Below are 21215 nucleotides of genomic sequence, written 5' to 3'. Positions count from 1 at the left end.
CCGCTGAGCAGACCGTAGAGGATCGCCACCGACCGAGGCAACAGTCCATTGGGGATCGGCCCGGCACACGGCCCGGTACGGGTACGTGTTCCCGTGCGGCAGCAGGCAGGGGATGATCACCGGATGACGGCGACGAGGGGTACGCGCGCACTGCTCGGTGTTCTGTTCCTGGCTGCGGCCACGGTCGGGACGTGGCTCCTCTGGCTGGGCTGGGACACCCGGTACACGGTCGACGCGCAGACCGGCGCGAGCAGCGGCCCGTACGAGCCGTGGCAGGTGATCGGCTGTGTGTTGACGCTCGTGCTGCTGGCCGCGCTCGCCGGGACGCGGCTCAGCCCGTGGCTGGTGGTGCCGGTGATGACCGTGGCGTTCACGGCGGTCTGGTCGTGGCGGGCCGCCGGGACCGACGACAGCGGGCTGTGGGTGGTCGGGGGGATTCTGGTGCTGGTCGGGATGGCGGCCGGCAGCACCGTGGTGAGCCTCGCGGCGCGGCGGGTCGGCCAGCGGTTCGCCGGACGACCCGCCGCGAGATAACCGATCGCCTCGTGCGCGGCGGCATGCTAGAAGGGAGCGTGCCTGACCTGACGAGCCCTCTCGACGCCACGTCCCTCAGGACCGCGCGGCTGCTGTTGCGCCGCATGCGCAGCGATGATCTGGACGGGTTCGCAGCGGTCAACGCGCAGCCCGAGGTGATGCGCTACATCCATCACGGCCGCACCCTGGACCGGGCCGCGACAGCGGAGCGTGTGGCCACCTATCAGCGACACTGGGACGAGCACGGCTTCGGCCTGTACGCGGTCGAGATCAGCGAGACCGGGGAGCTGGCCGGCTTCACCGGACTGGCGGTGCCGAGCTTCCTGCCCGAGATCATGCCGGCTGTGGAGATCGGCTGGCGGCTCGGCCGCGCGTACTGGGGTCGGGGCCTGGCCACCGAGGCTGCCCAGGCCGTTGTCGCCCACACTCGTGCCACGCTCGACCTGCGGCGGTTGGTCAGCATTCACGTCGTCGGCAACGAGGCGTCCGCGCGGGTGATGGTCAAGCTGGGCATGTCGCTGGAGCGGGAGACCGTGCAACCGGACACGGGCCGCCAGGTCCGGGTCTACGCGATGGACCTGTAGGCGGTGGTGGCGCCGGTTGCGGCGGACCGCCGGTCAGCGGGCCACGGCGGGTTGCGGCGCTGGCACGCCGGCGAAGGGGATGTCGACGTGGTCGCCGGTCCCTGGCTGGCCGTCGGGGTGCCGCCACAGCCCACGCTCGCGCAGGATCGGCAGCACGCCCTCCCCGAACCAGTACGCCTCCTCCAGGTGCGGATAGCCGGAAAGGATGAACTCGTCGATGCCGAGCGCGTGGTATTCAGCGATCCGGTCGGCGATTTCGGCGTGGCTGCCCACCAGCGCGGTGCCGGCCCCGCCGCGGACCAGCCCGACCCCCGCCCACAGGTTGGGGGCGACCTCCAGGCCGTCGCGGGAGCCACCGTTCAGGTCGAGCATGCGGCGCTGCCCCTCGGACTCGCTGCGGCGCAGTCCCTCCTGCACGGCCAGGATGTCGGCCTCGGACACCCCGTCGAGCAGGCGCTGGGCCTGCGCCCAGGCCTGCTCGGCGGTGTCACGCACGATGACGTGCAACCGGATGCCGAAGCGCAACTCCCGCCCGGCGCGGGCGGCCAGCGCCCGGACCCGCTCCAGCTTCTCGGCGACCAGGGCCGGCGGCTCGCCCCAGGTGAGGTAGACGTCGCTGTGCCGCACCGCCACCGGAAGTGCGGCGGAGGAGGACCCACCGAAGTAGACCGGCGGCACCGGGTCGGGCGGCCGGTGCAGCCGTGCCTGTTCGACGCGGACATGGGTGCCGTCGTGGTCGACGGTCTCGCCGCGCCACAGCGCACGCACCACGTGCAGGAACTCGTCGGCCCGCGCGTACCGGGCGTCCTTGTCCAGGAAGTCGCCGTAGGCCCGCTGCTCCTGTGACTCGCCCCCGGTGACCACGTTGAGCAGCAGCCGGCCCCGGGACAGCCGCTGGAAGGTCGAGGCCATCTGGGCGGCCAGCGTGGGGGCCAGCAGCCCGGGCCGGAAGGCGACCAGGAACTTGAGTCGCTCGGTCACCTCAGTGAGCATCGCGGTGCTGAGCCAGGCGTCCTCGCACCAGGCGCCGGTGGGGGTGAGGGCACCGACGAAGCCGAGTTGCTCGGCGCTGCGGGCGATCTGCCCGAGGTACGCCACGCTGGCCGGGCGAGCGCCTCCCGCGGCACCGGTCGGTACGCCGTGGCCGCCGCCGACGATGTCCCGGCTGTCGCCGTTGGTGGGCAGGAACCAGTGGAAGGTGAGGGTCATGGGGCTCTTTCCTCCAGCGGGGGCGGTCGGCGCACGCGGCGAGGCGGGCACCTCCTGAGGGGTGGGACGATCCCGCGGACAGCCTACCCATAAAACCTATCGGGTTAGTAGGCTACTGCCGGCGCCGACACCTGTCGATGCGCCGCTGTCCGCCTGCCCCGACCCGAGGAGCCGCCATGCCCACCCCGTCGACGAGCCGTCCTCCGCACCGCCGCCTCCTGACGGCGGCACTCGGCACAGTGGCGCTGCTCGCCACTGTCGCGGTGAGCGCGTGCGGCGGATCCGCCGATGCGGACGGCGGCAGCGCGCAGAAGCTCCGGATCGGCTACCAGCGCTTCGGCGGGCTGAGCCTGGTCAAGGCGCGCGGCGCCGCACCGGATGTGGAGTGGTCGCTGTTCGAGAGCGGACCCGCGCTCACCGAGGCGCTCAAGGCCGGCTCCATCGACATCGGACAGGTCGGCGAGGCGCCGCCCGTCTTCGCCGCGGCCGGGAAGATCCCGTTCTCCGTCATCGGCACCTCGGCACCGATTCCGCAGGGGGAGGCCGTGCTGGTCAAGGCCGACCGGGGCTACCGCAGCTTCGCCGACCTCAAGGGCCGAACGGTGGCCCTCAACAAGGGATCCAACGTGCACTGGCTGCTGGTTCGGCTGCTGGAGGCGAACAACATGACGTTGAAGGACATCCAGGTCAAGTACCTCAAGCCCGCCGAGGGACGGCCCGCGTTCGACGGCGGGCAGATCGACGCCTGGGTGATCTGGGACCCGTACTTCGCCCTGGCCGAGCAACCGGGGGTCCAGGTGCTCGCCGACGCGACAGGTCTGGCCAGCAACCGCGAGTACGTCCTGGCCTCGCCCCGAGCGGTCGACAAGCGGACGGACGAGATCCGCGCCTTCCTCCAGCGCTACCGCGAGGTGACCGACTGGGGCATCGCCCACCCCGAGGAACGAGCCAGCACCCTCGCGCCGGAGCTGAAAATCCCCCAGGACGTCACCAGCCGCGCCCTGGCCCGCAGCGCCAAGCCCCTCGCCCCGGTCACCCCGGCCATCGGCGACGAACTTCAGGCGATCACCGACAGCTTCATCGCCCTGGAACTCATTCCGGGGCCGGTCGACCTCCGATCCCGGGTCGACGGCCGGTTCAACGAGGTGTTCCAGTGAGTCGTACGACGCTCGTCGAGGCGCCCGAAGAGGTCACAGCGGCGGCGCCTGTCGTACCCCGTCGTCAGCGGTCGACCCGGCGCTGGCGGCGGGTGGTGAGCCCGGTGGTGCTGGTCCTGGGGTGGGAGTTGGCCGCGCGGACCGGGCTGCTGGCGGCCGAGAAGCTGCCCGCGCCCAGCGACGTCCTGGCCACCGGCGCGCGGCTGAGCCGGGACGGGACGCTCGGAATCCACCTGCTGGACTCCCTCACGCGGGCCGGTGCCGGCCTGCTGATCGGCGGTCTCCTGGCCCTGGTCCTGGGCACCGTGGCCGGGCTGCTGCGGCTCGGTGACGACCTGGTCGACCCGCCGGTGCAGATGGCCCGGATGCTGCCGCACCTCGGGCTGGTCCCGTTGCTGATCATCTGGGTCGGCATCGGTGAATCACTCAAGATCAGCCTGGTGGCTCTGGGCGCGTTCTTCCCCATCTACTTCAACACCTACGCCGGCATCCGCGACATCGACGAGCGGCTGGTGGAGGCGGCCCGCACCTGTGGTCTGGGGCAGGCCGCCCGACTGCGGCACGTGGTGCTGCCCGGCGCGTTGCCGTCGCTCTTCCTCGGCCTGCGGCTGGCGATCGGGGCGGCCTGGCTCAGCCTGGTCGTCGGCGAGCAGGTCAACGCCCAGACCGGGATCGGCTTTCTGATGATGGAGGCGCGGGAGTTCAGCCAGACCGACGTGGTGGTGCTCGGCCTGCTCGTCTACGCGCTGCTCGGGCTGATATCCGACAGTGCGTTGCGCGTCCTGGAGAGGAGGATGTTGACATGGCGTCGCGGACTGCGGGCCACCTGAACGGCGCCGAGCCGGTGCTCACCGCCCACGCGGTGCGCCGGGCGTTCGGGCCGACGGTCGTGCTGGCCGGGGTCGACCTGACCATCGCCCGCGGCGAGGTGGTGGCCCTGCTGGGCGGCAGCGGTTCCGGCAAGAGCACGCTGCTGAGGATTCTCGCCGGGTTGGACGGCGAGGCCAGCGGGACGAGCGTCGTGCACGGCACCGCCGCGGTGGTCTTCCAGGAGCACCGGTTGCTGCCATGGAAACGCGTGGCAGAGAACGTGGGGCTCGGCCTGTCCGGCGCGGACGGTCCGGGGCGGATCCGGCGGGCGCTGGCCGAGGTCGGTCTCGCCGAGCGGGATCGCGCCTGGCCGGCGGAGTTGTCGGGTGGGCAGGCGCAGCGGGTGGCGGTGGCGCGGGCCCTGGTCCGCGAGCCGGACCTGCTGCTGCTCGACGAGCCGTTCGGCGCCCTGGACGCGCTGACCCGCCTGCGGATGCAGATCCTGCTGCGCCGGCTGCGCGCCGAGCACGGCTTCGCGGCCCTGCTGGTCACCCATGACGTGGAGGAGGCGCTGCTGCTCGCCGACCGGATCCTGCTCCTCGACGAGGGCCGCATCGCCGCGGAACTACCCGTCGACCTCGGCCCCACCCGCACGCCGGACGACCCGGCCTTCGGCGCGCTGCGCCGCCACCTGCTCGACCGACTCGGCGTTCCCACCACCTGACGAGCGGAGCTGCGATGACCCGCTGGACCCCCGACCCCACGTTCTACCCCTCGCCCCGCGAGGCGGTGACCGCGCCGGCGGAGAAGCTCGCCTACGTGGCGGCCTTCGACCGGACGGCCAGCCGTCCGGACGCCATCGTGGTGCTGGACACCGACCCCGACTCCCTCGACTACGGCCGGGTCGTCGGCTGGACCGACCTGCCGTACGTGGGTGACGAGCTGCACCACTTCGGCTGGAACGCGTGCAGCAGCGCGCTCTGCCCGACCGCGCCGCACCCGCATGTCGAGCGGCGCTACCTGATCGTCCCCGGCCTGCGGTCATCGCGCATCCACGTGCTCGACACCCAGCCGGATCCGCGCCAGCCGCAGATCGTCAAGGTGATCGGGGCCGACGAGCTGGCGAAGCGGGCCGGCTACTCACGGCCGCACACAGTGCACTGTGGCCCGGACGGCATCTACCTCTCCGCACTCGGCGGCGCGGACGGCGCGGACGGCCCGGGTGGCATCGCCATCCTCGACCACACCACGTTCGAGGTCCGCGGGGCGTGGGAGGCCGACCGGGGGCCGCAGTTCCTGGCGTACGACGTGTGGTGGCACCTGACCCAGGACGTGCTGGTCACCAGCGAGTGGGGCACCCCGCCGATGATCGAGGACGGCATCATCGGTGAGCTGCTGCTGGGTCGACGCTACGGGCACGCCATCCACTTCTGGGATCTGGCGAAACGCCGCCACGTCCAACGGGTCGATCTCGGCGACCAGTACCAGATGCCGCTGGAGCTGCGGCCGGCACACGATCCGACGAAGTCGTACGGGTTCGTCGGCGTGGTGATCAGCGTCGAGGACCTGTCCGCCTCGATCTGGCTCTGGCACCGCGACGGGGACGCCTGGGCGGTCACCAAGGTCATCGACATCCCGTCCGAGCCGGCCGACCCGGCGAACCTGCCCGACCTGCTCAAGCCGTTCGGGGCGGTGCCGCCGCTGGTGACCGACATCGACCTGTCGGTCGACGACAGGTTCCTCTACGTCTCCTGCTGGGGCACCGGGGAACTGCGCCAGTACGACGTCAGCGACCCGCTGCACCCGGTCCAGACGGGCTCGGTGCACCTCGGCGGGATCGTCCGCCGCACCGCGCACCCGTCCGCACCCGCCGAGGCGTTGGCCGGTGGCCCGCAGATGGTGGAGGTCAGCCGGGACGGCCGGCGGGTCTACGTCAGCAACTCGCTCTACGGCGCGTGGGACGACCAGTTCTACCCCGACGGGGTGGGTGCCTGGCTGGCCAAGCTCGACGTCGACGTGGACGCCGGCGGGCTCACCCCGGATGAGCGGTTCTTTCCGCACGGGGATGAGTTCCGGGGCCTGCGGGTGCACCAGACCCGGTTGCAGGGCGGGGACGCCTCCTCCGACTCGTACTGCTATCCATGACCGTCACCACCCTCGCGACGCTCGCCGCGCTCGGCGCGTTCCATGGTCTGAACCCGGCGATGGGTTGGCTGTTCGCCGTGGCGCGAGGCCTCCAGGAGCGCAGCCGGCTGGCGCTGCTGCGCGCCCTGCCGCCGATCGCGGCGGGGCATCTCGCCTCGGTGGCCATCGTCGCCGCGTTGGTCACCGCGACCCGGTCGGTGACGGCGAGCAGCACCCTCGCGGTGGTCGGCGGTGTGGTGCTGGTGGCCTTCGGGCTGTGGCGGCTGCTCTCCGAGCGGCACTTCCGCTGGGCCGGGATGCGGCTGTCCGCAGCGCAGCTCGCCGCCTGGTCGTTCCTCATGTCGTCGGCGCACGGGGCAGGGCTCATGCTGGTGCCGGTGCTGGTGGCCGAGCCGGTGCCCGGGGGTCACTCCGGGCACCTGGCCGCCGCGCCGGTCGGTGCGCTGTCCGGCCTCGCGGCGGCCGGGGTGCACACAGTGGCCATGCTCGGCGTCGCCCTCGCCGTGGCGCTGCTGGTCTACCAGGTGCTCGGGGTCGGTGTGCTGCGTCGGGCCTGGTTCAACGTGGACCGGCTCTGGGCCGGGGTGCTGGTGGCCGCGGGGTTGGTGACGCTGATCCGGGCATGACCGACCATCGTGGACTGCGGCGAATCATGATCTGATGTTGGGGTGATCACTCCCACTCCCCTCATGCGCCTGGTGGCCGGTGTGTGGGGGTTCAAGACCCTCGCGGCCGGCGTCGAGCTCGGTCTGTTCACCCGGTTGGCCGGCGGGCGGACAATGACCGTCGAGCAGGCCGCCGCCGAGTTCGGGCTGCCCGACCGGCCCGCGGACCTGCTGCTGGCCGCCAGCGCGTCGCTCGGCCTGTTGGAGAAGGCCGGCGACGGTTACCGCAACTCCGAGTTGGCCGAGCAGTTCCTGGTCGAGGGTCGCCCGTACTACTTCGGGGCGCAGGTTCGTTACTCGGACCTGCGCACCTACCTGCCCTGGCACCGCATCGGCGAGGCCCTGCGCACGGATCGGCCGTTGACCTGGGACCCGGAGGCCCAACAGTCGATGTTCGACACCGCCGATCCGGAGATGCTGGCGCAGTTCTGGGACGCGATGTTCTCCACGTCCAGCTTCACCGCCAGCGCGCTGGCCGACGCGTACGACTTCTCGGCGCACCGCCGGCTACTCGACGTGGGCGGCGGCGCCGGCGCGTTCCCGATCGAGTTCTGCCGCCGCCTGCCCGAGCTGCGGGCCACCGTCCTGGATCTGCCGCACGTCTGCGTACGGGCCCGGGAGCGGATAGCGGAGGCCGGCCTGACCGGGCGGATCGACGCGGTGGGCGGTGACTTCCTCGCCGACCCGGCGCTACCCGACGGGCACGACGTCATCCTGCTCAGCATGATCCTGCACGACTGGGATGAGCCGACCAACCGGGCGTTGCTGGCCCGGTGCCACGCGGCGCTGCCGCCCGGTGGAGCGATCGTGGTCTGCGAACTGCTGCTCAACGATGAGCGCACCGGGCCGCCGGAAGCGGCCCTGATGGGGATGAACATGCTGGTCGAGACCGAGGGTGGCCGGAACTACTCGGGCGCCGAGTACGCTGCCTGGCTCACCGACGCCGGCTTCGTCGACGTGCGTACGGTGCCGTTCGACGCGCCGGGCGCCAACGGCGCGGTGGTGGCCCGCCGGGCCTGAACGCGGACGACACCCGGCCCCGGGTGCGAAACCGTGGGCCGGGTGTCGCAGCGCCGTGGTGGCGCTGGCGTCCGATCGGCTACCGGTACGGGTCAGGCGCGAGCCTTGGCCGGCTGCTTCATGAAGTCCATGATCGCCTTGTTGACCTCGTCGGCGTGGGTCCACGGGATGCCGTGCGGCGCGCCCTTGAGCGTGACGAGCTGGGCGGTCGGCATCATCGGCCCGAGCCGCTGACCGGTCACCGGGTAGGGCAGCACCCGGTCCTGGTCACCCTGGACGATCAACACCGGAATCTTGATCTTCGGCAGATCCGGGCGGAAGTCTTCCTGCCAGGCGTCCACGCTGTCGTGGGTGGCCTTGCCGGAGGCCATCGCACCGATCTGCCAGTGCGCCCGGTACGCCTCCTCGCTGACCCGCTTACCCATGTTCTGGTCCGGGTTGAAGAACGCGTCGCAGAAGGACGTCAGGTAGGCGAAGCGGTCCTTGATGATGGCGTCCTGGAAGCCCTTGAAGAGGCTCCGGTCGACGCCCTCCGGGTTGTCGCTCGCCTTGGCCAGCATCGGTTGCAGCGGGCTGAGCAGCACCGCCCGGCTCACCCGTTGCGAGCCGTAGTTACCCAGGTAGCGGACCACCTCGCCGGTGCCCATCGAGTGACCGATCAGGGTCGCCTCCTTGAGGTCCAGCTCGGTCATCAACACGTCCAGGTCAGCCGCGAACGTGTTGTAGTCGTACCCGAACGCCGGCTGGGCGGAGTTGCCGTAACCGCGCCGATCAATGGTGATCGTCCGGTATCCGGCGTTGAGCAGCGCGGTGGTCTCCTTCTCCCAGGTCGCGCCGTTGAACGGGAAGCCGTGGATGAGCACCACCGGCTTACCGGAACCGTGGTCCTCGTAGTACAGGTCGATGGGCGCGGAGTTTTCCGTCCCCACGGTAATGAAAGGCATGTTTTACTCCTGCTCCGGTCTGGGCTGTCGGACGCCCCGCGCTTTCCCGCCCGGTCGACGGATATGCGGGCCGTCAGATCGGCCCGAACAGCAGGAACAGGGGTTCCCCGACCCTCCCCCGCCGCCCTAACCTCGGAGGGTGAAACTTCCGCCCCGGCTGCGGGCCGTCAGTGACCTGCACATCGGGCACCCGCAGAACCGCGCGTTCGTCCAGGAGCTGCACCCGGAGAATGCCGGCGACTGGCTGCTCGTCGCCGGGGACGTCGCCGACCGGTTCGCCGACATCGAGTGGGCGCTCGGGCTGCTGAGCAGCCGGTTCGCCCGGGTCGTCTGGGCGCCGGGCAACCACGAGCTGTGGACGCCACCACGGGACCCGGTCACGCTGCGCGGCGAGGAGCGCTACCGCGAGCTGGTGCGGATGTGCCAGCGGTTGGGGGTGCTCACCCCTGAGGATCCGTACCCGGTGTGGGACGGCGACGGCGGCCCGGCCACCATCGCCCCGCTCTTCGTGCTCTACGACTACACGTTCCGGGTGCCGCAGGCGCGCACCCAGCAGGAGTCACTGGCCCTGGCGTACCAGGCCGGGGTGGTGTGCACCGACGAGGCGCTGCTGCACCCCGACCCGTACCCGAGCCGGGAGGCGTGGTGCGCGGCCCGGGTCGCCGAGACCGAACGCCGGCTGGCCGAACGCGACCCGGCGCTGCCGACGGTGCTCGTCAACCACTACCCGCTGGTGCGGGACCCCACCGACGTCCTGCGTTTCCCGGTCTTCGCCCAGTGGTGCGGCACCGTCCGCACCAGCGACTGGCACCTGCGCTTCGGCGCGTCCACCGTCGTGTACGGGCACCTGCACATCCCCCGCACCACGTTCTACGACGGGGTGCGTTTCGAGGAGGTCTCCCTCGGCTACCCCCGCGAGTGGCAGCCCCGGGGGTCGGTGCCCGACCCGGTGCGCACCATCAACCCGGCGGACGACGTGCGCCGGCGCTCGTCCGTCAGCGGGTGAGCCCGACCACCGTGGCCAGTCGCGCCACGCCTGCCGGCGTCGGCTGCACGCGGGCGACATCGGCGATGAGGGTACGCGCCAACGGCCGGCACCGAACCTCAGCCGGCGCGACACTGTCCGCGTCGACGAGCGCGCGTGCCGCCCCGCGCAGGTCCCCCACCCGGAGATACGCCCGCGCGACGTCGACCAGGTACGCGCCCCGATACTCGGCCGGCAACCGCCGCCACCCCTCCCGCCGCACGACCGCCGAGTGCCGTTGCAGCGACTCGCTGGCGTCACCCCGCTGCGTCGCCACCAGCACCCGCGCCAACTCGACGGCGATTGGCCCGAAGCTGGTGCGGTGCGTGTCGTGGTACCCCCTCAGGCTGGTGGCAACGCCAGCGGCCCGCTCGGTCAGCTCATCGGCAAGGCGGTGCTCGCCGCAACCAGCGGCGGCGAGAGCCGCCTGCACCAGCAACGTCCCACCCACCGCCCACTCCCGGCGCTCGCCCCGAGCCCGGTGATTGCCCTGACCTTGGTGATCAAGAGGTTTGAGGGCCGTTTGATCTCCAAAAGTGACGCGAACCTCTTGATCACCGGAGTGGGATGAGGGCGGAAGGATGCGGTTGGTGGCGGGGAGCAGCGCGGCCAGGGCCAGTCGGTCTCGATCTTGGGCGCGGAGCGCTTGGCCTACCGATATGGCTGCTGTCGCCGCCAGGATCGGATCGTTGCCGGCTGCGGACATCGCCCGGTCGGCAGCCAGCCAGGCGAGGTCGGCCTCGCCGAGCTTCACCAGCAGCGACGAGGTGACCCGGTACGCCTGTGCCCGCAGCTCTGGTGCCTGCGCGGCCTGGGCTGCGTCGAGCAGACTCGGCAGGAGCCTTACCAACTGGCCGTAGTGCGCGTGCTGGTAGCTCAACCAGGCGTACCCGACCTGCCTCCTCAGCTCGTCCGCCTGCTCGGGGGCTTGCGGGGTGTCGTAACGGGCGAGCGTAGCCCGGATCTCGTCCACCCCGTCCGGCGTGCCTGCCGGCGTGCTCTGTGGCTGGCCGAGCAGCACCTCCGGGTCGACCCGCAACACGATCGCCAACTCCTGAATCACCGAGTACCGGTCCAGGGCGCGCACGCCACGCTCCACCTTGTCCACCCAGCTCTTCGACCTGCGCAACCGGTCGGCAAGCATCTGCTGCGTCATCGACCGCCGCACCCGCCACCGGGCCACCCGGCGGCCGATCGGAAGGTCATCGCTGGTCACGCCGCCACCGCCGGTCCGGGACCGCGCGGGTCGTGTCGTCCACGGGTACGCGCTCCGCCTCGGCCTGCGCCAGGAGACGCTGCTTGGCAGCCTCCCGCTCGGCCGCCTCCGACTGCTCACCTTTGCTCGACTCGTCACATTGCATGCCCACCTCCATTAGTAGGGGCGTGGCGTTCAGAACTCGCCGCCACCCAGGACTCCTGTGATCAGGAAAGCGGGCTGCCGATCGGCGGGCCAGATGGCAAGCGATGCGCCGGGTTGCGCTGCTCAGGGCGTGGGTTGCGCAGGGTTGCGTGGGTCTCCATAGGACCGGTCCAAGCCATAGGCTCGTGACTGTTGGTAGTTGGCTGATGGCTGGAGGCGGAACCATGGCGCGACCGGTGACGAACGCCGCGTTCGAAGGGCTGCTGCTTGCCGCCGGCTACAGCAACGCCCACGCCGCCTTCGCTCGCCAGCTCAACCACGTCGGGCGCAACGAGGGCACTTGGCGCTACGACGCTGCCAGCGTCTACTGGTGGTTACGCGGTCGCCGGCCAGGCGAGCATGTCCAGGCCGCCATGGCCGAGACCCTAGCCCGCAAGCTCGGTCGCTCCGTCGCCGTCACGGAGCTGGGCTTCGGCGCGGCCGACAGCATCGGAATGTGCGTCTACCCCGCATCCGTCGACGGGGCGATCGATGCCGCCGAGCAGATCTGGACGAGGCTCGGCGAGCACCTCAACCCACAGGCCAGCGGGGCGTTCGAAAGCGGCAAAGCGCTACAGGCGGCAGTCGGTTGGCGGTATGACCTAACCGACGAGACGGTCAGCAAGAGCGGCCGACAGCAAGTCACCCCCACCGACGTTCAGTCGCTGTACGCGCTGGCGGACCACTTCACCGACCTCGACCGACGCCACGGCAGCGGATCTCCACGCACCCGGGCGCTCATGGCCGACTTCCTCATACGCCAGGTCGCACCCATGCTGCACGGCACCTACACCGAAGCCGTCGGACGCGACCTCATGCGCGCAGCCGCGACATTGTGCGGACAACTCGCCTTCATGTCTTACGACGCGGGTGACCATGCCACTGCTCAACAACACGTGACCGTCGCCCTGCGGCTCGCCAAGGCCGCCGATGACCGGCTCTACGGCGCTCACCTGCTGGCCAATCTCGCTACCCAGGCCGTGCACCTGGGCCACTCCCGGGACGCGGCCCGGCTCGCCGAAGCGGCCATTGACGGAGCAGGGCGTGCCCCAGCTGCCGTGCTCGCCCGGCTGCATGCCACCGCCGCCACCGCATACGGGCAGTCAGGCGAGCGACGTGGCTGCCAACTCGCGCTCGCCAAAGCCGAGCGTGCTCTCGACCGCACAGGTGCAGTTCCCGGCCCACGTTGGGTCACCTACTTCAGCCCAGCCCACCTCGCTGGAGCCAAGTTGAGGTGCCTGGGCGACCTACAGCTGTATTCGCAGGCCCTTGCACACGCTCCCGACGCTCTCACCCTCGCCAGCGGGAACACCCGAACACGTGCTCTGCACACTGCTCTCATCGCCGTGACTCATGCCCGCGCTGGCGATACCGACGCCGCCTGCAACTGGGGTCAGAAGCTGACACAGCACGCTTCGGGCATCCATTCGGCGCGTGTTCAACAGCGCGTCCGCGAACTGATCTCAACGCTCAGCCCTCAGCAGTCATCGCCCCAGGTCAACGAGGTTCTGCATAGCCTCGCGACCATGCCGGCAGCCGCGTAGCGTGAGAGCGCCACCTGGACCCGTCCGCTAGCGTCACCGAGGTGACCTGGACGGAGCCCGCCACGTGGTACGCCAACCTGGCTTCCTTCTACGCCGCCGCCGCGGCCTTGATCACCGACCCGGCCGGCAACGTGCTGCTCGTCAAACCCACGTACCGCGACCACTGGGCCTTCCCCGGCGGCTACGTCGACGGGGGCGAATACCCCCATGATGCCTGCGCCCGTGAGATCCGAGAGGAGTTGGGGATCTCCATGGTGGTGGGCAACCTTCTCGTAGTGGACTGGGCACCGCCCACCGGACAGCGGCCACGCGCGATCGTCAGCTTCACGTTCGACTGCGGGTCCATCGCCAACCTTGACGGTCTCGCTCTGCCTGGACAGGAGTTGGAGGAGGCCGCCTTCTTTTCGCCGGAAGAGGCGGAGCAGCATCTTCCCTGCAACGTCGCCAGCCGAGTTCATGCGGCGGTGAGCGCTCGTGACCAGCAGGCACCGGTGTACCTTGCTGGCGGCTCGGCCGTCCCACCGCCAGCCCCTGATGGAGCAGACCACGAAGCAGCCGGGCGACCCACCCCACCATCCTCACTGTCTGCCGCCGACCACACACCGTGGAGCGAGGCAGGGCCAGGGCGGGAAGGTGGAGCGCCCCGAACGCCGGCTGCCGGCCATGTCAGGCTCCCGGCGAAGTGGTGAGAACTTTCTGTACGTCTTCAAGGCGGCCGGCGCCGCCGCCGACCAGGGCCGGGCTCAAGGCCCGCCGGCGGCGCGACATACGACGAGGCCCCGGACGCCCTGCGCTTCTGGCGGATCCGGAGCATGGGTGTTGGTGGCGGGGTCGACTGAGGATGCCGTGCATCCGTCCGGCGACATCGGCCCAGAAACGGGCTGGCGGCGAGAGGGTGGCGGGGTGAGACTGTTGTAGGAGGTGGGGATCGCGTTGGACGATGATGGCGAGTTGGAGATGGTATGGCCGACTAATTCCCACGGCCTACGAGATATGGGTCAAGTCTGGCAGTACATGGCATGTATCGGGTGGCAGAACGGTAACCCGTACGGCCCGATTCAAGGCTACCGGCGTGCGGCGGAGATCATCGCGAGTCAGATAGCTGAACGGCATCACGAGATTGATTTGCTAATCTTTCCGTTCGGCATGTGCTGGCGACATCATATCGAATTGCGCCTCAAGGACCTGCTGCCTGCTTTGCAAGAACTACTTGGACGGCCGGTAGCCGTCGAGCCGAGTCACAACATCGCGAAACTGTGGGACAAGGTTAAGCCGCTCATTATTGAGGCTCACGGTGAGGGCGAAAGCACGGATGTTCGCAACGTCTCTCGCATTATTGGCCAGCTGACGCGGCTCGACAAGGATGGTCAGGAGTTTCGGTACAATAAACGGCGTGATGGCCGGCCCACTCTAGAGGGGGTCGAGTACATCGACGTAAGCAAGTTCCATGAGGCCATGTCGGGCGTGGCCAATTTTCTAGATGGAGTAGATACGGCCACAGACGTTGCATTGGATCACAAGAGGGATATGGCAGAGTACTATTCTTGCGGCTACTAAAGTAGCCAGCTGGAATTTGACCTTGGGCTGAGCGCTGAGCCTGGCGGCTCCTTCGATGTCTGAAGTGCCTCCGGCGGGACCTCGGGCACTCGGGGATGGTGGTGCCATCCCGTCGGCCTCCGTCCGGCTAGAGCCGAGGAGTCGGGGCCTGCCCGGTCAAGGTCATTCAACCGCTTGGCGCTCCACCTTGACCCGGCAGGTCTCAACCACTCCGAAGCCGCCCTCGCCCACCTCTGCGGTGCCGCACCCATCCCCCAGCTCCGGACGAGTGCGCCGCCACCGCCACCGCCGAGGAGGCGACCGCGGCGCCAACCACGCCTACACACCATAGCCCTCTGCCGCAACCGCTACGACCAGCGCACAACACGCCTGCGTCCACTGCCGCATCACCGAAGGCCTCAGCAAGCAGGAGATCCTGCGCCACCTCAAGCGCTACATCGTCCGCGACGTCTACAGCGCCTACGCGCCGACTTCGCCGCCCTCGCCCTTGACCTCCATAGGAGCATCGGGATGGGGCGGCAGCGCAGCGAGTAGGTCAGTCAGTCGTGTCTTCGGTGTCGTCATCCATAAGCGACACCGCCGGATCCTCAGGACTGCTGGGCTTTACAGTTGCGCCACCCGTTAGCTCCAGAGCTCTCTTGTGTAGGTCCGCAGCGCGGATGGTTAGGAACGCCTCATAGTCGTCAGCCATAGCAGCCTTATAGGCGTCCTCGGAAACAAGTAAGCGTTCAAGGCGCTCTCGAAGGACCTGGGTGCCGACCTCGTCCTCTATGCGCTGAAGGTATTCGGAGGGCGCGTTGTCCTTGATGCGGATATTGCTCCAAGAAGTCAGATAGACGATGTTCGCGATCGCGTTGATCTTGCGAGCTTTCGAGCCCTTGTATCCCTTGCGCTGCAAGTACGCACGCGGGAAGAAGTGATGGAACTCTTTATCGTTCCCCCAGTAAAGCGACTTCCCCACATCGATCTTCATCCCGTTAACAAGGTCTACGGGCCCTTGGTGGCCAAGCATGAGCGCGGCCATCTTTGCCGTAGCGCTGTTGGCTCTAAAGTCGCGGTTTACCCAGATGGACGCTGTCGGATTCACCGTAGCAACGTTGATGGCTTCCTGCTCGCCGGCGGCAAAAGATGCGACGGCCACTAGGTCGCTGGCCATCTGCCCTGTATTCCAGCCACCGAAGTAGGTGGAAAGTGTCGTACTCCAGAACCACTTCCGAATTTCCTTGTACTGAGCCGAGGTGGGATACGGGATTCGCCTGAAGAGCTCGGAGAGTACCGCGAATTGATTGACGTAAGGAAGGGCCTTGGATCCGGGAACGCCGATCTCGGTCGCCAGGAAATCGGCGGCAGCCTTAGATGCGACGGAAGCGGAATCTACCGCAATGTGCAGTTGCGATTCTTGCAGGTCTCGTAAATTGTCGATGGCTTCGGAGGAAAATCCCAGTTCGGCCGCTGCCGCAATGATGCGGAGGACAGTTTTTCTGTCTATGCCCTGGAAGTTCTTGGGTGAAAGCTCGTCAAGAACTTGCTCAATGGCATCAACGAGATCGAAAGTCGGTGACCAAGTTGCTGCCCGCATGAGGTCGACGATTGTCAGCGGAGTGCCAGTGCTATTGATCCGCTCAAAGACGGGCGCGACATCCTGAATAGACATGTCGCCGAGGGTGACCACCGGAACCAAGTAGTCGGTGAAGCGGTCGAATAGCCGGTGAGCTCTCTGCTTTAGTTCTTCGTCAAGCGGCACTATGCCGCTGAAGAAAGTCGACGGGTTTGATAGCTTTCGGAGCGGTATCTGATGCACCGGGTGGGCGTCGATGGTATCCAGATGAACGAACTTTCCGGAGCGCAAGTCGTAGGCAAGGTTCCAAACGCTGTTCGCGTCTCCCGGCGTCCAGTAGAGCGCTCCACAGATGGTCGATAAACGCTGTTGGCCGTCAAGCAGATAGTTGACCGGATAGTCCGGCTTGGAGGGTGCAACCTCGAGGTCCGCGATGCTCCGTTCACTCGCGAGCTCCTGTCGCGATTGCCAGAGCAGCATGCTGCCGATCGGGTAGTTCCGGGCGATCGAGTCAAGCAGGTCAATCATCTGCTTCCTGCTCCACACGAAGTTCCGCTGAAAACGCGGCAGGAGGATGTCACCCGTAAGGATGCGGTGGGCCAGCTGGAGAATGCGCTCCGCCGCCGGCTTGGGATCGCGGAAGGCGGGGCTCGCCGTCGTGCTGTCCGTCATGCTTCTGACCCTCCTAGCACCGGCGATACATGCACATGGGACCTTAGCCCCATAGATCGAGTCGGTCGAGGGGCCACGATCGCAGAAAGACGACAAGCCTTATACCTAGTAACGCCTGAGCTGCGCTTCGTAGGCCCGGGGGCCGGCCTAAGCACCTCGCCAGTTCGTACCCGTTGAGTGCCCATTTCGGTAGTCGAGGGCTAGTGCGTGCGACGGCGAAGGCTGTATGCCTGGAGCCCTGCTGGGTCCGGGCACCCTTCGTCGATCGAGCGCGAACGAAAGCGGCGGGATGGCCAGGAGTCCCGGGCGCACACGGATGTGCGACGAGTAATGTATCGACAAGACCGTCGGGTGCGGAATCTCTACGAGTTAGAGCCAGCAACGGCGACCAGCAACCGCGGACTCTGGCATGGACCGCGAGGGCTAGGGCGGAGTAGTGGTAGCTCGTCCGGATGCGGCGGTACAGCAGCAACCGACGGAACCCGACGGGACCGCTACGAAGCCAATCAGGCCGTTCAGTAGCCGCCCCGCCCCCATCTGACCACCTTGCCGGTCTGGGGGTCAAGGGGTCGTAAGTCTCGAATCCAGCCGTCTCGCCCCAGCGCCACGCAGCTGATCGGGATTTCTCCGGCTGGCGATGGCCAGCTGGGCGGCGTACGTCGACAGGGAGTTTCATCCTGGCCAAAGGTTCAGTTCTGGTTTGAAGAGAGTCTGTCCTCCGAACGGGCGGCCGCCGCTCCCCCGGCGGCCGCCCACGCCTCGGTCAGCTGGCATACACCTCCAGTGCCGACAGTTGCCCAGCCGGCCAGCCCGTGTTCCCAGTGACGGTGATCCGCACGTAACGCGTCTGTGCGGCGCTGAAGGTCAGCGTCACCTGGTTGCCGGTGGCCGGGTCGAAGACCCGCCCCGCTGATCCGACCAGCGTGCCGAAGGTGCTCCCGTCGGCGCTGCCCTGCACCGAGAGGGTCTGCGTCCGCGTCGCCCAGGCCGACGACGGGGGCAGCTTCAGCACCACCCGCCCGACCGTGCGCGTCGACCCCAGATCGACCTGCACCCACTGCGGGAACGCGTTGTTGTTGCTCTCCCAGTAGCTGTTCGCGTCACCGTCCACCACGTTGCCCGACCCGTAGCTCTGGACGTGACTGCTCTCCGACGTCGGCCGGCCCCTGGCGAGGTCGGCGTTGGCCGCGGCGTCCGTGGTGACGGTGACCGCCGAGGACGCGCCGGAGGTGTTGCCGGCGGCATCGCGGGCGACAACCGTGAAGGTGTACGCGGTGGACGGGCTCAGCCCGCTCACCGTCGCCGTCGTGCCCGCAACCGTGGCGACAACCGCGCCGCCCTGACGTACCTGGTAGCCGGTCACTCCGGTGTCGTCGGTGGAGGCGGTCCAGGACAGGGACACGCTCGTCGACGTCTTGCCGGTGACAGTGAGGCCGCTCGGGGTGCTCGGCGGGTTGTCCGGGACGGTGCTGCCGGCGTACACCTCGACCTTGGCGAGCTGGCCCGCCGGCCAGCCGGTGTTGCCGGCGATGCTCAGCCGGACGTAGCGGGCCGCGGTGGTCGTCAGCGTGCGGGTGACGGTGTTGCCGGTCGCCGGGTCGAAGGCGAACGCGGAGGCCGCCGCGATGGTCGAGAAGGTGCTGCCGTCGACGCTGCCCTGCACGGTGATGGTCTGGGTGCGCGCGCCCCAGCCGGCGGGCAGCCGCACCACGAGCTTGTTGACCTGGTGGCTGGCGCCGAGGTCGACCTGCCACCAGTGTGGGAAGGCGCCGCCGCCGCTCTCCCAGTAGCTGCCGGCGTCGGAATCCACCGCGTTCGACGCCGGGAACGGACCGTTCTGGCTGCTGGCCGAGGTGGACCGGCCGGCCGCGAGATCGCCGCTGGTCGGGGGCGGGGTGCCGACCATCGGTGGGGTGGGGCGGACCGGGGTGAGGGCGAGCTGCCCCTTGAGCATCCGGCCGCCGTCGGCGGTGATCCGTAGGTAGTAGTCGGAGGAGCAGGCCACGCCGTCCTCGTCCAGGGCGCGGATGTTCGCGCCGGCCGGGGTGGTGGCCTGGGTCTCGGACGTCTTGGCGATCTGGTTGCCCTCGTTGTACTCGTCGAACATGGACACGTAGAGGCCCTGGGAGCCGAGCCGGACCATGTTGTAGATGTGCCGCCAGTAGAAGTCGCCGTGCTTGCGGTGGCCCCCGGCGAGGTCACCGGGCATCACGCAGGGCAGGTAGTCGATGCCGCGCGCCGCGCAGTCGGCCATGTCGCCGACGTTGACGTTGTTGTAGTAGGAGTCCAGCTCCTCCACCGTCCTGGCCCGGTAGACCATCCACGGCGAGATCGCGTGGAACGCGTGGTAGACGTCGAGGAAACCGGGGCGGGAGTCCTCGATGCCCTGCCGCCACCAGGTGGGCACGCCACCGATGACGTAGCAGCCCTGGGCCTTGAACCAGTTGATGACCTCCAGGCAGGGCCCGGGGGTGAAGGGTCGGCTGGGCTCGCTGAAGCCGAAGCCCCAGATGCAGACGACCGGTTTGCCGTTCTGTCGGGCGTACGCCGACGACGCGGTGTGCGCGGCCATCTTCGTCGTCCAGTCGGTCTTGATCTCCGATTGGAAGGTCAGCCAGTCGGTGACGTCGTACATGATGTAGAACTTGCGGTTGTAGCGCTCGGCGGCGGAGCGCACCTTCTGGGTCATCGCGTCGCGGGTCGGGCCCTCGTCGCCCATCGGGTTGAACCGTTGCAGCGCTGCGGTGTCGCAGCCGTTCTCCTGCATCCAGCGGAAGTGGGTGTCCACCGTCTGCTGGTCGTAGGAGGAGAAGAGGGTGGCTGGCTGGCCGTTGCCCAGGTTGGGGTACGCGGTGGGGTAGGTGCGGGTGTACTCGCGCATGTCCGGCCAGGACACGATCGTGGTGTTGGCGGGCGACGGCGGCTGGAACCGGTCGCGGCCCCAGTGCCACCATCCGCCGATCGGTGCCCCGTCGCCGGGTGCGCTGAACCAGCCCTGGTAGCCGACGGTCACCTTGCCGACCACGTCCCCGGGGGGACTGGCGGCGTGGGCGGGGCTGGACATGCTGGTGAGCAGCTCGGTGGTGGAGGCGGTGGCGAGGGCGGACCCGGCCAGCACCGATGTGACGAACCTGCGGCGGGAGACCGCCATGACGACCACTCCTTCGGGACGGAAGGCATTGACGGCCATCGTGGCAGCAGTGGATGCCGACCCGCAAGAGTTAGACTGATCTATGAAAATCCCGATCAGATGACGGGAATTACGCGCTGAGCCCTCAGCCGCTGACGGCGCGCTCCAGCGCCCGCACCGGGGACAGGATCTGGCTGCCGGCCTGGCGGCGGCGGGCGTCGCGCACCGTCATCCGTACGCCCTCGGTGAAGCCGATCTTCGGGTACCACCCGAGCAGCTCGCGTGCCTTCCTGGTGTCCAGCGCCATGTTGCGTACCTCGCCCGGCCAGGGCAGCGGCTCGTACCGGGCCGCGCTGCCGACGCCGGACGCCTCCCGGACCGTGTCGTAGACCTCGTTGACGCTCGTCTGTCGACCCGAGGCGATGTTGACCAGACCTATCCCGGGGTGATGACAGGCGACAGCGATCGCCTCGGCGACGTCGCTGACATGGATGAAGTCCCGGGTCTGCGTACCGTCGTCGTAGATCACCACCTGCCGGCCGCCGAGCAGCGCGTCGGCCATCAGGGACACCACGCCGCAGTCGCTGCCCTCCTGCCGGGGTCCGTAGACATTGCCGAACACCATCGAGGTGTACGGCAGCCCGTGCTGACGCCCGTACCAGTCGAGGTAGTGCACGCCGGCGGCCTTGCTGACGCCGTACGGGCTGACCGGGGCGATCGGATGGTCCTCCCGGACCGGCAGGTCGTGGGCGGCGACGCTGCCGAAGATGGCGCTGCTGGCCGCGTTGATCACCAGCCGTACGCCGCCACGGGCGCAGGCGTCCAGCACGTTGACGGTGCCGAAGACGTTCACGTCGGCGTCGTACAGGGGTGACCGACGGGCCGCGGGGACGCTGGGCTGCGCGGCGAGGTGCACCACCACGTCCGGCTGCCACTGATGGATGGCCTCGACACCCTCCGGCGTACGGATGTCTCCCGAGACGACGTCGGCCTCGGTCAGTCCGCCGTACGCGGCATCGGCCAGGTTCTCGATCCGACCGGTGGAGAAGTTGTCGAGCACCCGGACCTGACTGCCCATCAACATCAGCCGGGCGACCACGTGGCTGCCGATGAAGCCGGCGCCTCCGGTCACCAGCACGCGTCCGGGGATCAGGTCCTTCGGCGGGTCGACACCGACGGCAACAACTGGCTGGTCCATGTGGAACTCCTTGGAACGACTGGGTTGTCGCCCTCAGCGGCAACCGGACGGCCGGCACGACCGTA

The 21215-nt window shown here is 68.8% G+C and carries 19 protein-coding genes; 12 read left to right on the top strand and 7 right to left on the bottom strand.

The window, feature by feature from the left end; translation table 11 throughout:
• Positions 1–123 precede the first annotated feature (123 nt).
• Together ABZU43_RS12795 and ABZU43_RS12790 are read left to right on the top strand one after the other, a co-directional pair.
• Entirely contained in the window at positions 124–534 is a 411-nt protein-coding gene (locus ABZU43_RS12795; RefSeq protein WP_355006676.1) for a hypothetical protein, read from the top strand.
• A gap of 38 nt (positions 535–572) precedes the next feature.
• Positions 573–1118, top strand: coding sequence for a GNAT family N-acetyltransferase (locus ABZU43_RS12790; RefSeq protein WP_355006675.1), 546 nt, complete (start codon positions 573–575; stop codon positions 1116–1118).
• A gap of 33 nt (positions 1119–1151) precedes the next feature.
• Here ABZU43_RS12790 and ABZU43_RS12785 read toward each other — a convergent pair whose 3' ends face one another.
• Positions 1152–2327, bottom strand: coding sequence for an LLM class flavin-dependent oxidoreductase (locus ABZU43_RS12785; RefSeq protein WP_355006674.1), 1176 nt, complete (start codon positions 2325–2327; stop codon positions 1152–1154).
• Between the two features lie 176 nt (positions 2328–2503).
• Between ABZU43_RS12785 and ABZU43_RS12780 the strand changes: the two genes are divergently transcribed.
• Genes ABZU43_RS12780 through ABZU43_RS12755 form a run of 6 tightly spaced genes read left to right on the top strand, consistent with a single transcriptional unit; the run spans position 2504 to position 8124 of the window.
• On the top strand, positions 2504–3484 hold the full coding sequence (locus ABZU43_RS12780; protein ID WP_355006673.1) for an aliphatic sulfonate ABC transporter substrate-binding protein: 981 nt from the start codon (positions 2504–2506) through the stop codon (positions 3482–3484).
• A complete protein-coding gene (locus tag ABZU43_RS12775; RefSeq protein ID WP_355006672.1) occupies positions 3481–4314 on the top strand; it encodes an ABC transporter permease subunit in 834 nt (277 codons plus the stop codon). The genes ABZU43_RS12780 and ABZU43_RS12775 overlap by 4 nt, the downstream gene beginning before the upstream one ends.
• Positions 4287–5018 (top strand): ABC transporter ATP-binding protein, encoded by a 732-nt coding sequence (locus ABZU43_RS12770; RefSeq protein WP_355006671.1) that lies wholly within the window; start codon positions 4287–4289, stop codon positions 5016–5018. The genes ABZU43_RS12775 and ABZU43_RS12770 overlap by 28 nt, the downstream gene beginning before the upstream one ends.
• 14 nt (positions 5019–5032) lie before the next feature.
• Positions 5033–6439 carry a selenium-binding protein SBP56-related protein gene (locus tag ABZU43_RS12765; RefSeq protein WP_355006670.1) on the top strand — a complete coding sequence of 469 codons (1407 nt, stop codon included), beginning with the start codon at positions 5033–5035 and terminating at the stop codon, positions 6437–6439.
• Positions 6436–7065, top strand: a complete 630-nt coding sequence (locus ABZU43_RS12760; RefSeq protein WP_355006669.1) for a hypothetical protein — start codon at positions 6436–6438, stop codon at positions 7063–7065. The genes ABZU43_RS12765 and ABZU43_RS12760 overlap by 4 nt, the downstream gene beginning before the upstream one ends.
• Before the next feature lie 42 nt (positions 7066–7107).
• Positions 7108–8124, top strand: a complete 1017-nt coding sequence (locus tag ABZU43_RS12755) for a methyltransferase (RefSeq protein ID WP_355006668.1) — start codon at positions 7108–7110, stop codon at positions 8122–8124.
• A 92-nt stretch (positions 8125–8216) separates the two neighbouring features.
• Here the strand turns inward: ABZU43_RS12755 and ABZU43_RS12750 are convergent, their stop codons facing one another.
• Positions 8217–9068 carry an alpha/beta hydrolase gene (locus ABZU43_RS12750; protein WP_355006667.1) on the bottom strand — a complete coding sequence of 284 codons (852 nt, stop codon included), beginning with the start codon at positions 9066–9068 and terminating at the stop codon, positions 8217–8219.
• 139 nt (positions 9069–9207) lie between these two features.
• Between ABZU43_RS12750 and ABZU43_RS12745 the strand changes: the two genes are divergently transcribed.
• Positions 9208–10074: a metallophosphoesterase gene (locus ABZU43_RS12745; protein WP_355006666.1), complete on the top strand. Its 867-nt coding sequence runs from the start codon at positions 9208–9210 to the stop codon at positions 10072–10074.
• On the opposite strand, the gene ABZU43_RS12740 is transcribed toward ABZU43_RS12745, so the two are convergent.
• Positions 10064–11308, bottom strand: a complete 1245-nt coding sequence (locus ABZU43_RS12740) for a helix-turn-helix domain-containing protein (protein WP_355006665.1) — start codon at positions 11306–11308, stop codon at positions 10064–10066. The two genes, ABZU43_RS12745 and ABZU43_RS12740, sit on opposite strands and share 11 nt — an antisense overlap.
• Positions 11295–11453, bottom strand: a complete 159-nt coding sequence (locus ABZU43_RS12735; RefSeq protein ID WP_355006664.1) for a hypothetical protein — start codon at positions 11451–11453, stop codon at positions 11295–11297. Before ABZU43_RS12735 ends, ABZU43_RS12740 begins: the two co-directional genes overlap by 14 nt.
• A 223-nt stretch (positions 11454–11676) precedes the next feature.
• Here ABZU43_RS12735 and ABZU43_RS12730 point away from each other — a divergent pair, with 223 nt between their 5' ends.
• The 3 genes from ABZU43_RS12730 (at position 11677) to ABZU43_RS12720 (ending at position 14592) form a co-directional block, all read left to right on the top strand.
• On the top strand, positions 11677–13035 hold the full coding sequence (locus ABZU43_RS12730; RefSeq protein ID WP_355006663.1) for a hypothetical protein: 1359 nt from the start codon (positions 11677–11679) through the stop codon (positions 13033–13035).
• A gap of 41 nt (positions 13036–13076) precedes the next feature.
• Positions 13077–13724 carry an NUDIX hydrolase gene (locus tag ABZU43_RS12725; protein ID WP_355006662.1) on the top strand — a complete coding sequence of 216 codons (648 nt, stop codon included), beginning with the start codon at positions 13077–13079 and terminating at the stop codon, positions 13722–13724.
• A gap of 232 nt (positions 13725–13956) precedes the next feature.
• On the top strand, positions 13957–14592 hold the full coding sequence (locus ABZU43_RS12720; RefSeq protein WP_355006661.1) for a hypothetical protein: 636 nt from the start codon (positions 13957–13959) through the stop codon (positions 14590–14592).
• A 535-nt stretch (positions 14593–15127) separates the two neighbouring features.
• Here the strand turns inward: ABZU43_RS12720 and ABZU43_RS12715 are convergent.
• The 3 genes from ABZU43_RS12715 to ABZU43_RS12705 all read right to left on the bottom strand — a co-directional run bounded on the left by ABZU43_RS12715 (position 15128) and on the right by ABZU43_RS12705 (position 21150).
• Positions 15128–16822, bottom strand: coding sequence for a DUF262 domain-containing protein (locus ABZU43_RS12715; protein ID WP_355006660.1), 1695 nt, complete (start codon positions 16820–16822; stop codon positions 15128–15130).
• Positions 16823–17585: 763 nt separating this feature from the next.
• Positions 17586–19973: a discoidin domain-containing protein gene (locus ABZU43_RS12710; RefSeq protein WP_355006659.1), complete on the bottom strand. Its 2388-nt coding sequence runs from the start codon at positions 19971–19973 to the stop codon at positions 17586–17588.
• 124 nt (positions 19974–20097) lie between these two features.
• Positions 20098–21150, bottom strand: coding sequence for a GDP-mannose 4,6-dehydratase (locus ABZU43_RS12705; protein ID WP_355006658.1), 1053 nt, complete (start codon positions 21148–21150; stop codon positions 20098–20100).
• Positions 21151–21215: the final 65 nt, after the last annotated feature.

This window comes from Micromonospora sp. NPDC005205, assembly GCF_040608275.1.
In the GTDB taxonomy this organism is placed as follows: Bacteria; Actinomycetota; Actinomycetes; order Mycobacteriales; family Micromonosporaceae; genus Micromonospora.
This window is presented reverse-complemented; position numbering and strand designations above follow the sequence as displayed.

Excerpts from the sequence above, each read along its gene's own strand:
- ABZU43_RS12795 (WP_355006676.1), top strand. The coding sequence starts at position 124 with ATGACGGCGACGAGGGGTACGCGCGCACTGCTCGGTGTTCTGTTCCTG.
- ABZU43_RS12785 (WP_355006674.1), bottom strand. The coding sequence starts at position 2,327 with ATGACCCTCACCTTCCACTGGTTCCTGCCCACCAACGGCGACAGCCGG.
- ABZU43_RS12780 (WP_355006673.1), top strand. The coding sequence starts at position 2,504 with ATGCCCACCCCGTCGACGAGCCGTCCTCCGCACCGCCGCCTCCTGACG.
- ABZU43_RS12770 (WP_355006671.1), top strand. The coding sequence starts at position 4,287 with ATGGCGTCGCGGACTGCGGGCCACCTGAACGGCGCCGAGCCGGTGCTC.
- ABZU43_RS12765 (WP_355006670.1), top strand. The coding sequence starts at position 5,033 with ATGACCCGCTGGACCCCCGACCCCACGTTCTACCCCTCGCCCCGCGAG.
- ABZU43_RS12760 (WP_355006669.1), top strand. The coding sequence starts at position 6,436 with ATGACCGTCACCACCCTCGCGACGCTCGCCGCGCTCGGCGCGTTCCAT.
- ABZU43_RS12750 (WP_355006667.1), bottom strand. The coding sequence starts at position 9,068 with ATGCCTTTCATTACCGTGGGGACGGAAAACTCCGCGCCCATCGACCTG.
- ABZU43_RS12735 (WP_355006664.1), bottom strand. The coding sequence starts at position 11,453 with ATGCAATGTGACGAGTCGAGCAAAGGTGAGCAGTCGGAGGCGGCCGAG.
- ABZU43_RS12730 (WP_355006663.1), top strand. The coding sequence starts at position 11,677 with ATGGCGCGACCGGTGACGAACGCCGCGTTCGAAGGGCTGCTGCTTGCC.
- ABZU43_RS12715 (WP_355006660.1), bottom strand. The coding sequence starts at position 16,822 with ATGACGGACAGCACGACGGCGAGCCCCGCCTTCCGCGATCCCAAGCCG.
- ABZU43_RS12710 (WP_355006659.1), bottom strand. The coding sequence starts at position 19,973 with ATGGCGGTCTCCCGCCGCAGGTTCGTCACATCGGTGCTGGCCGGGTCC.
- ABZU43_RS12705 (WP_355006658.1), bottom strand. The coding sequence starts at position 21,150 with ATGGACCAGCCAGTTGTTGCCGTCGGTGTCGACCCGCCGAAGGACCTG.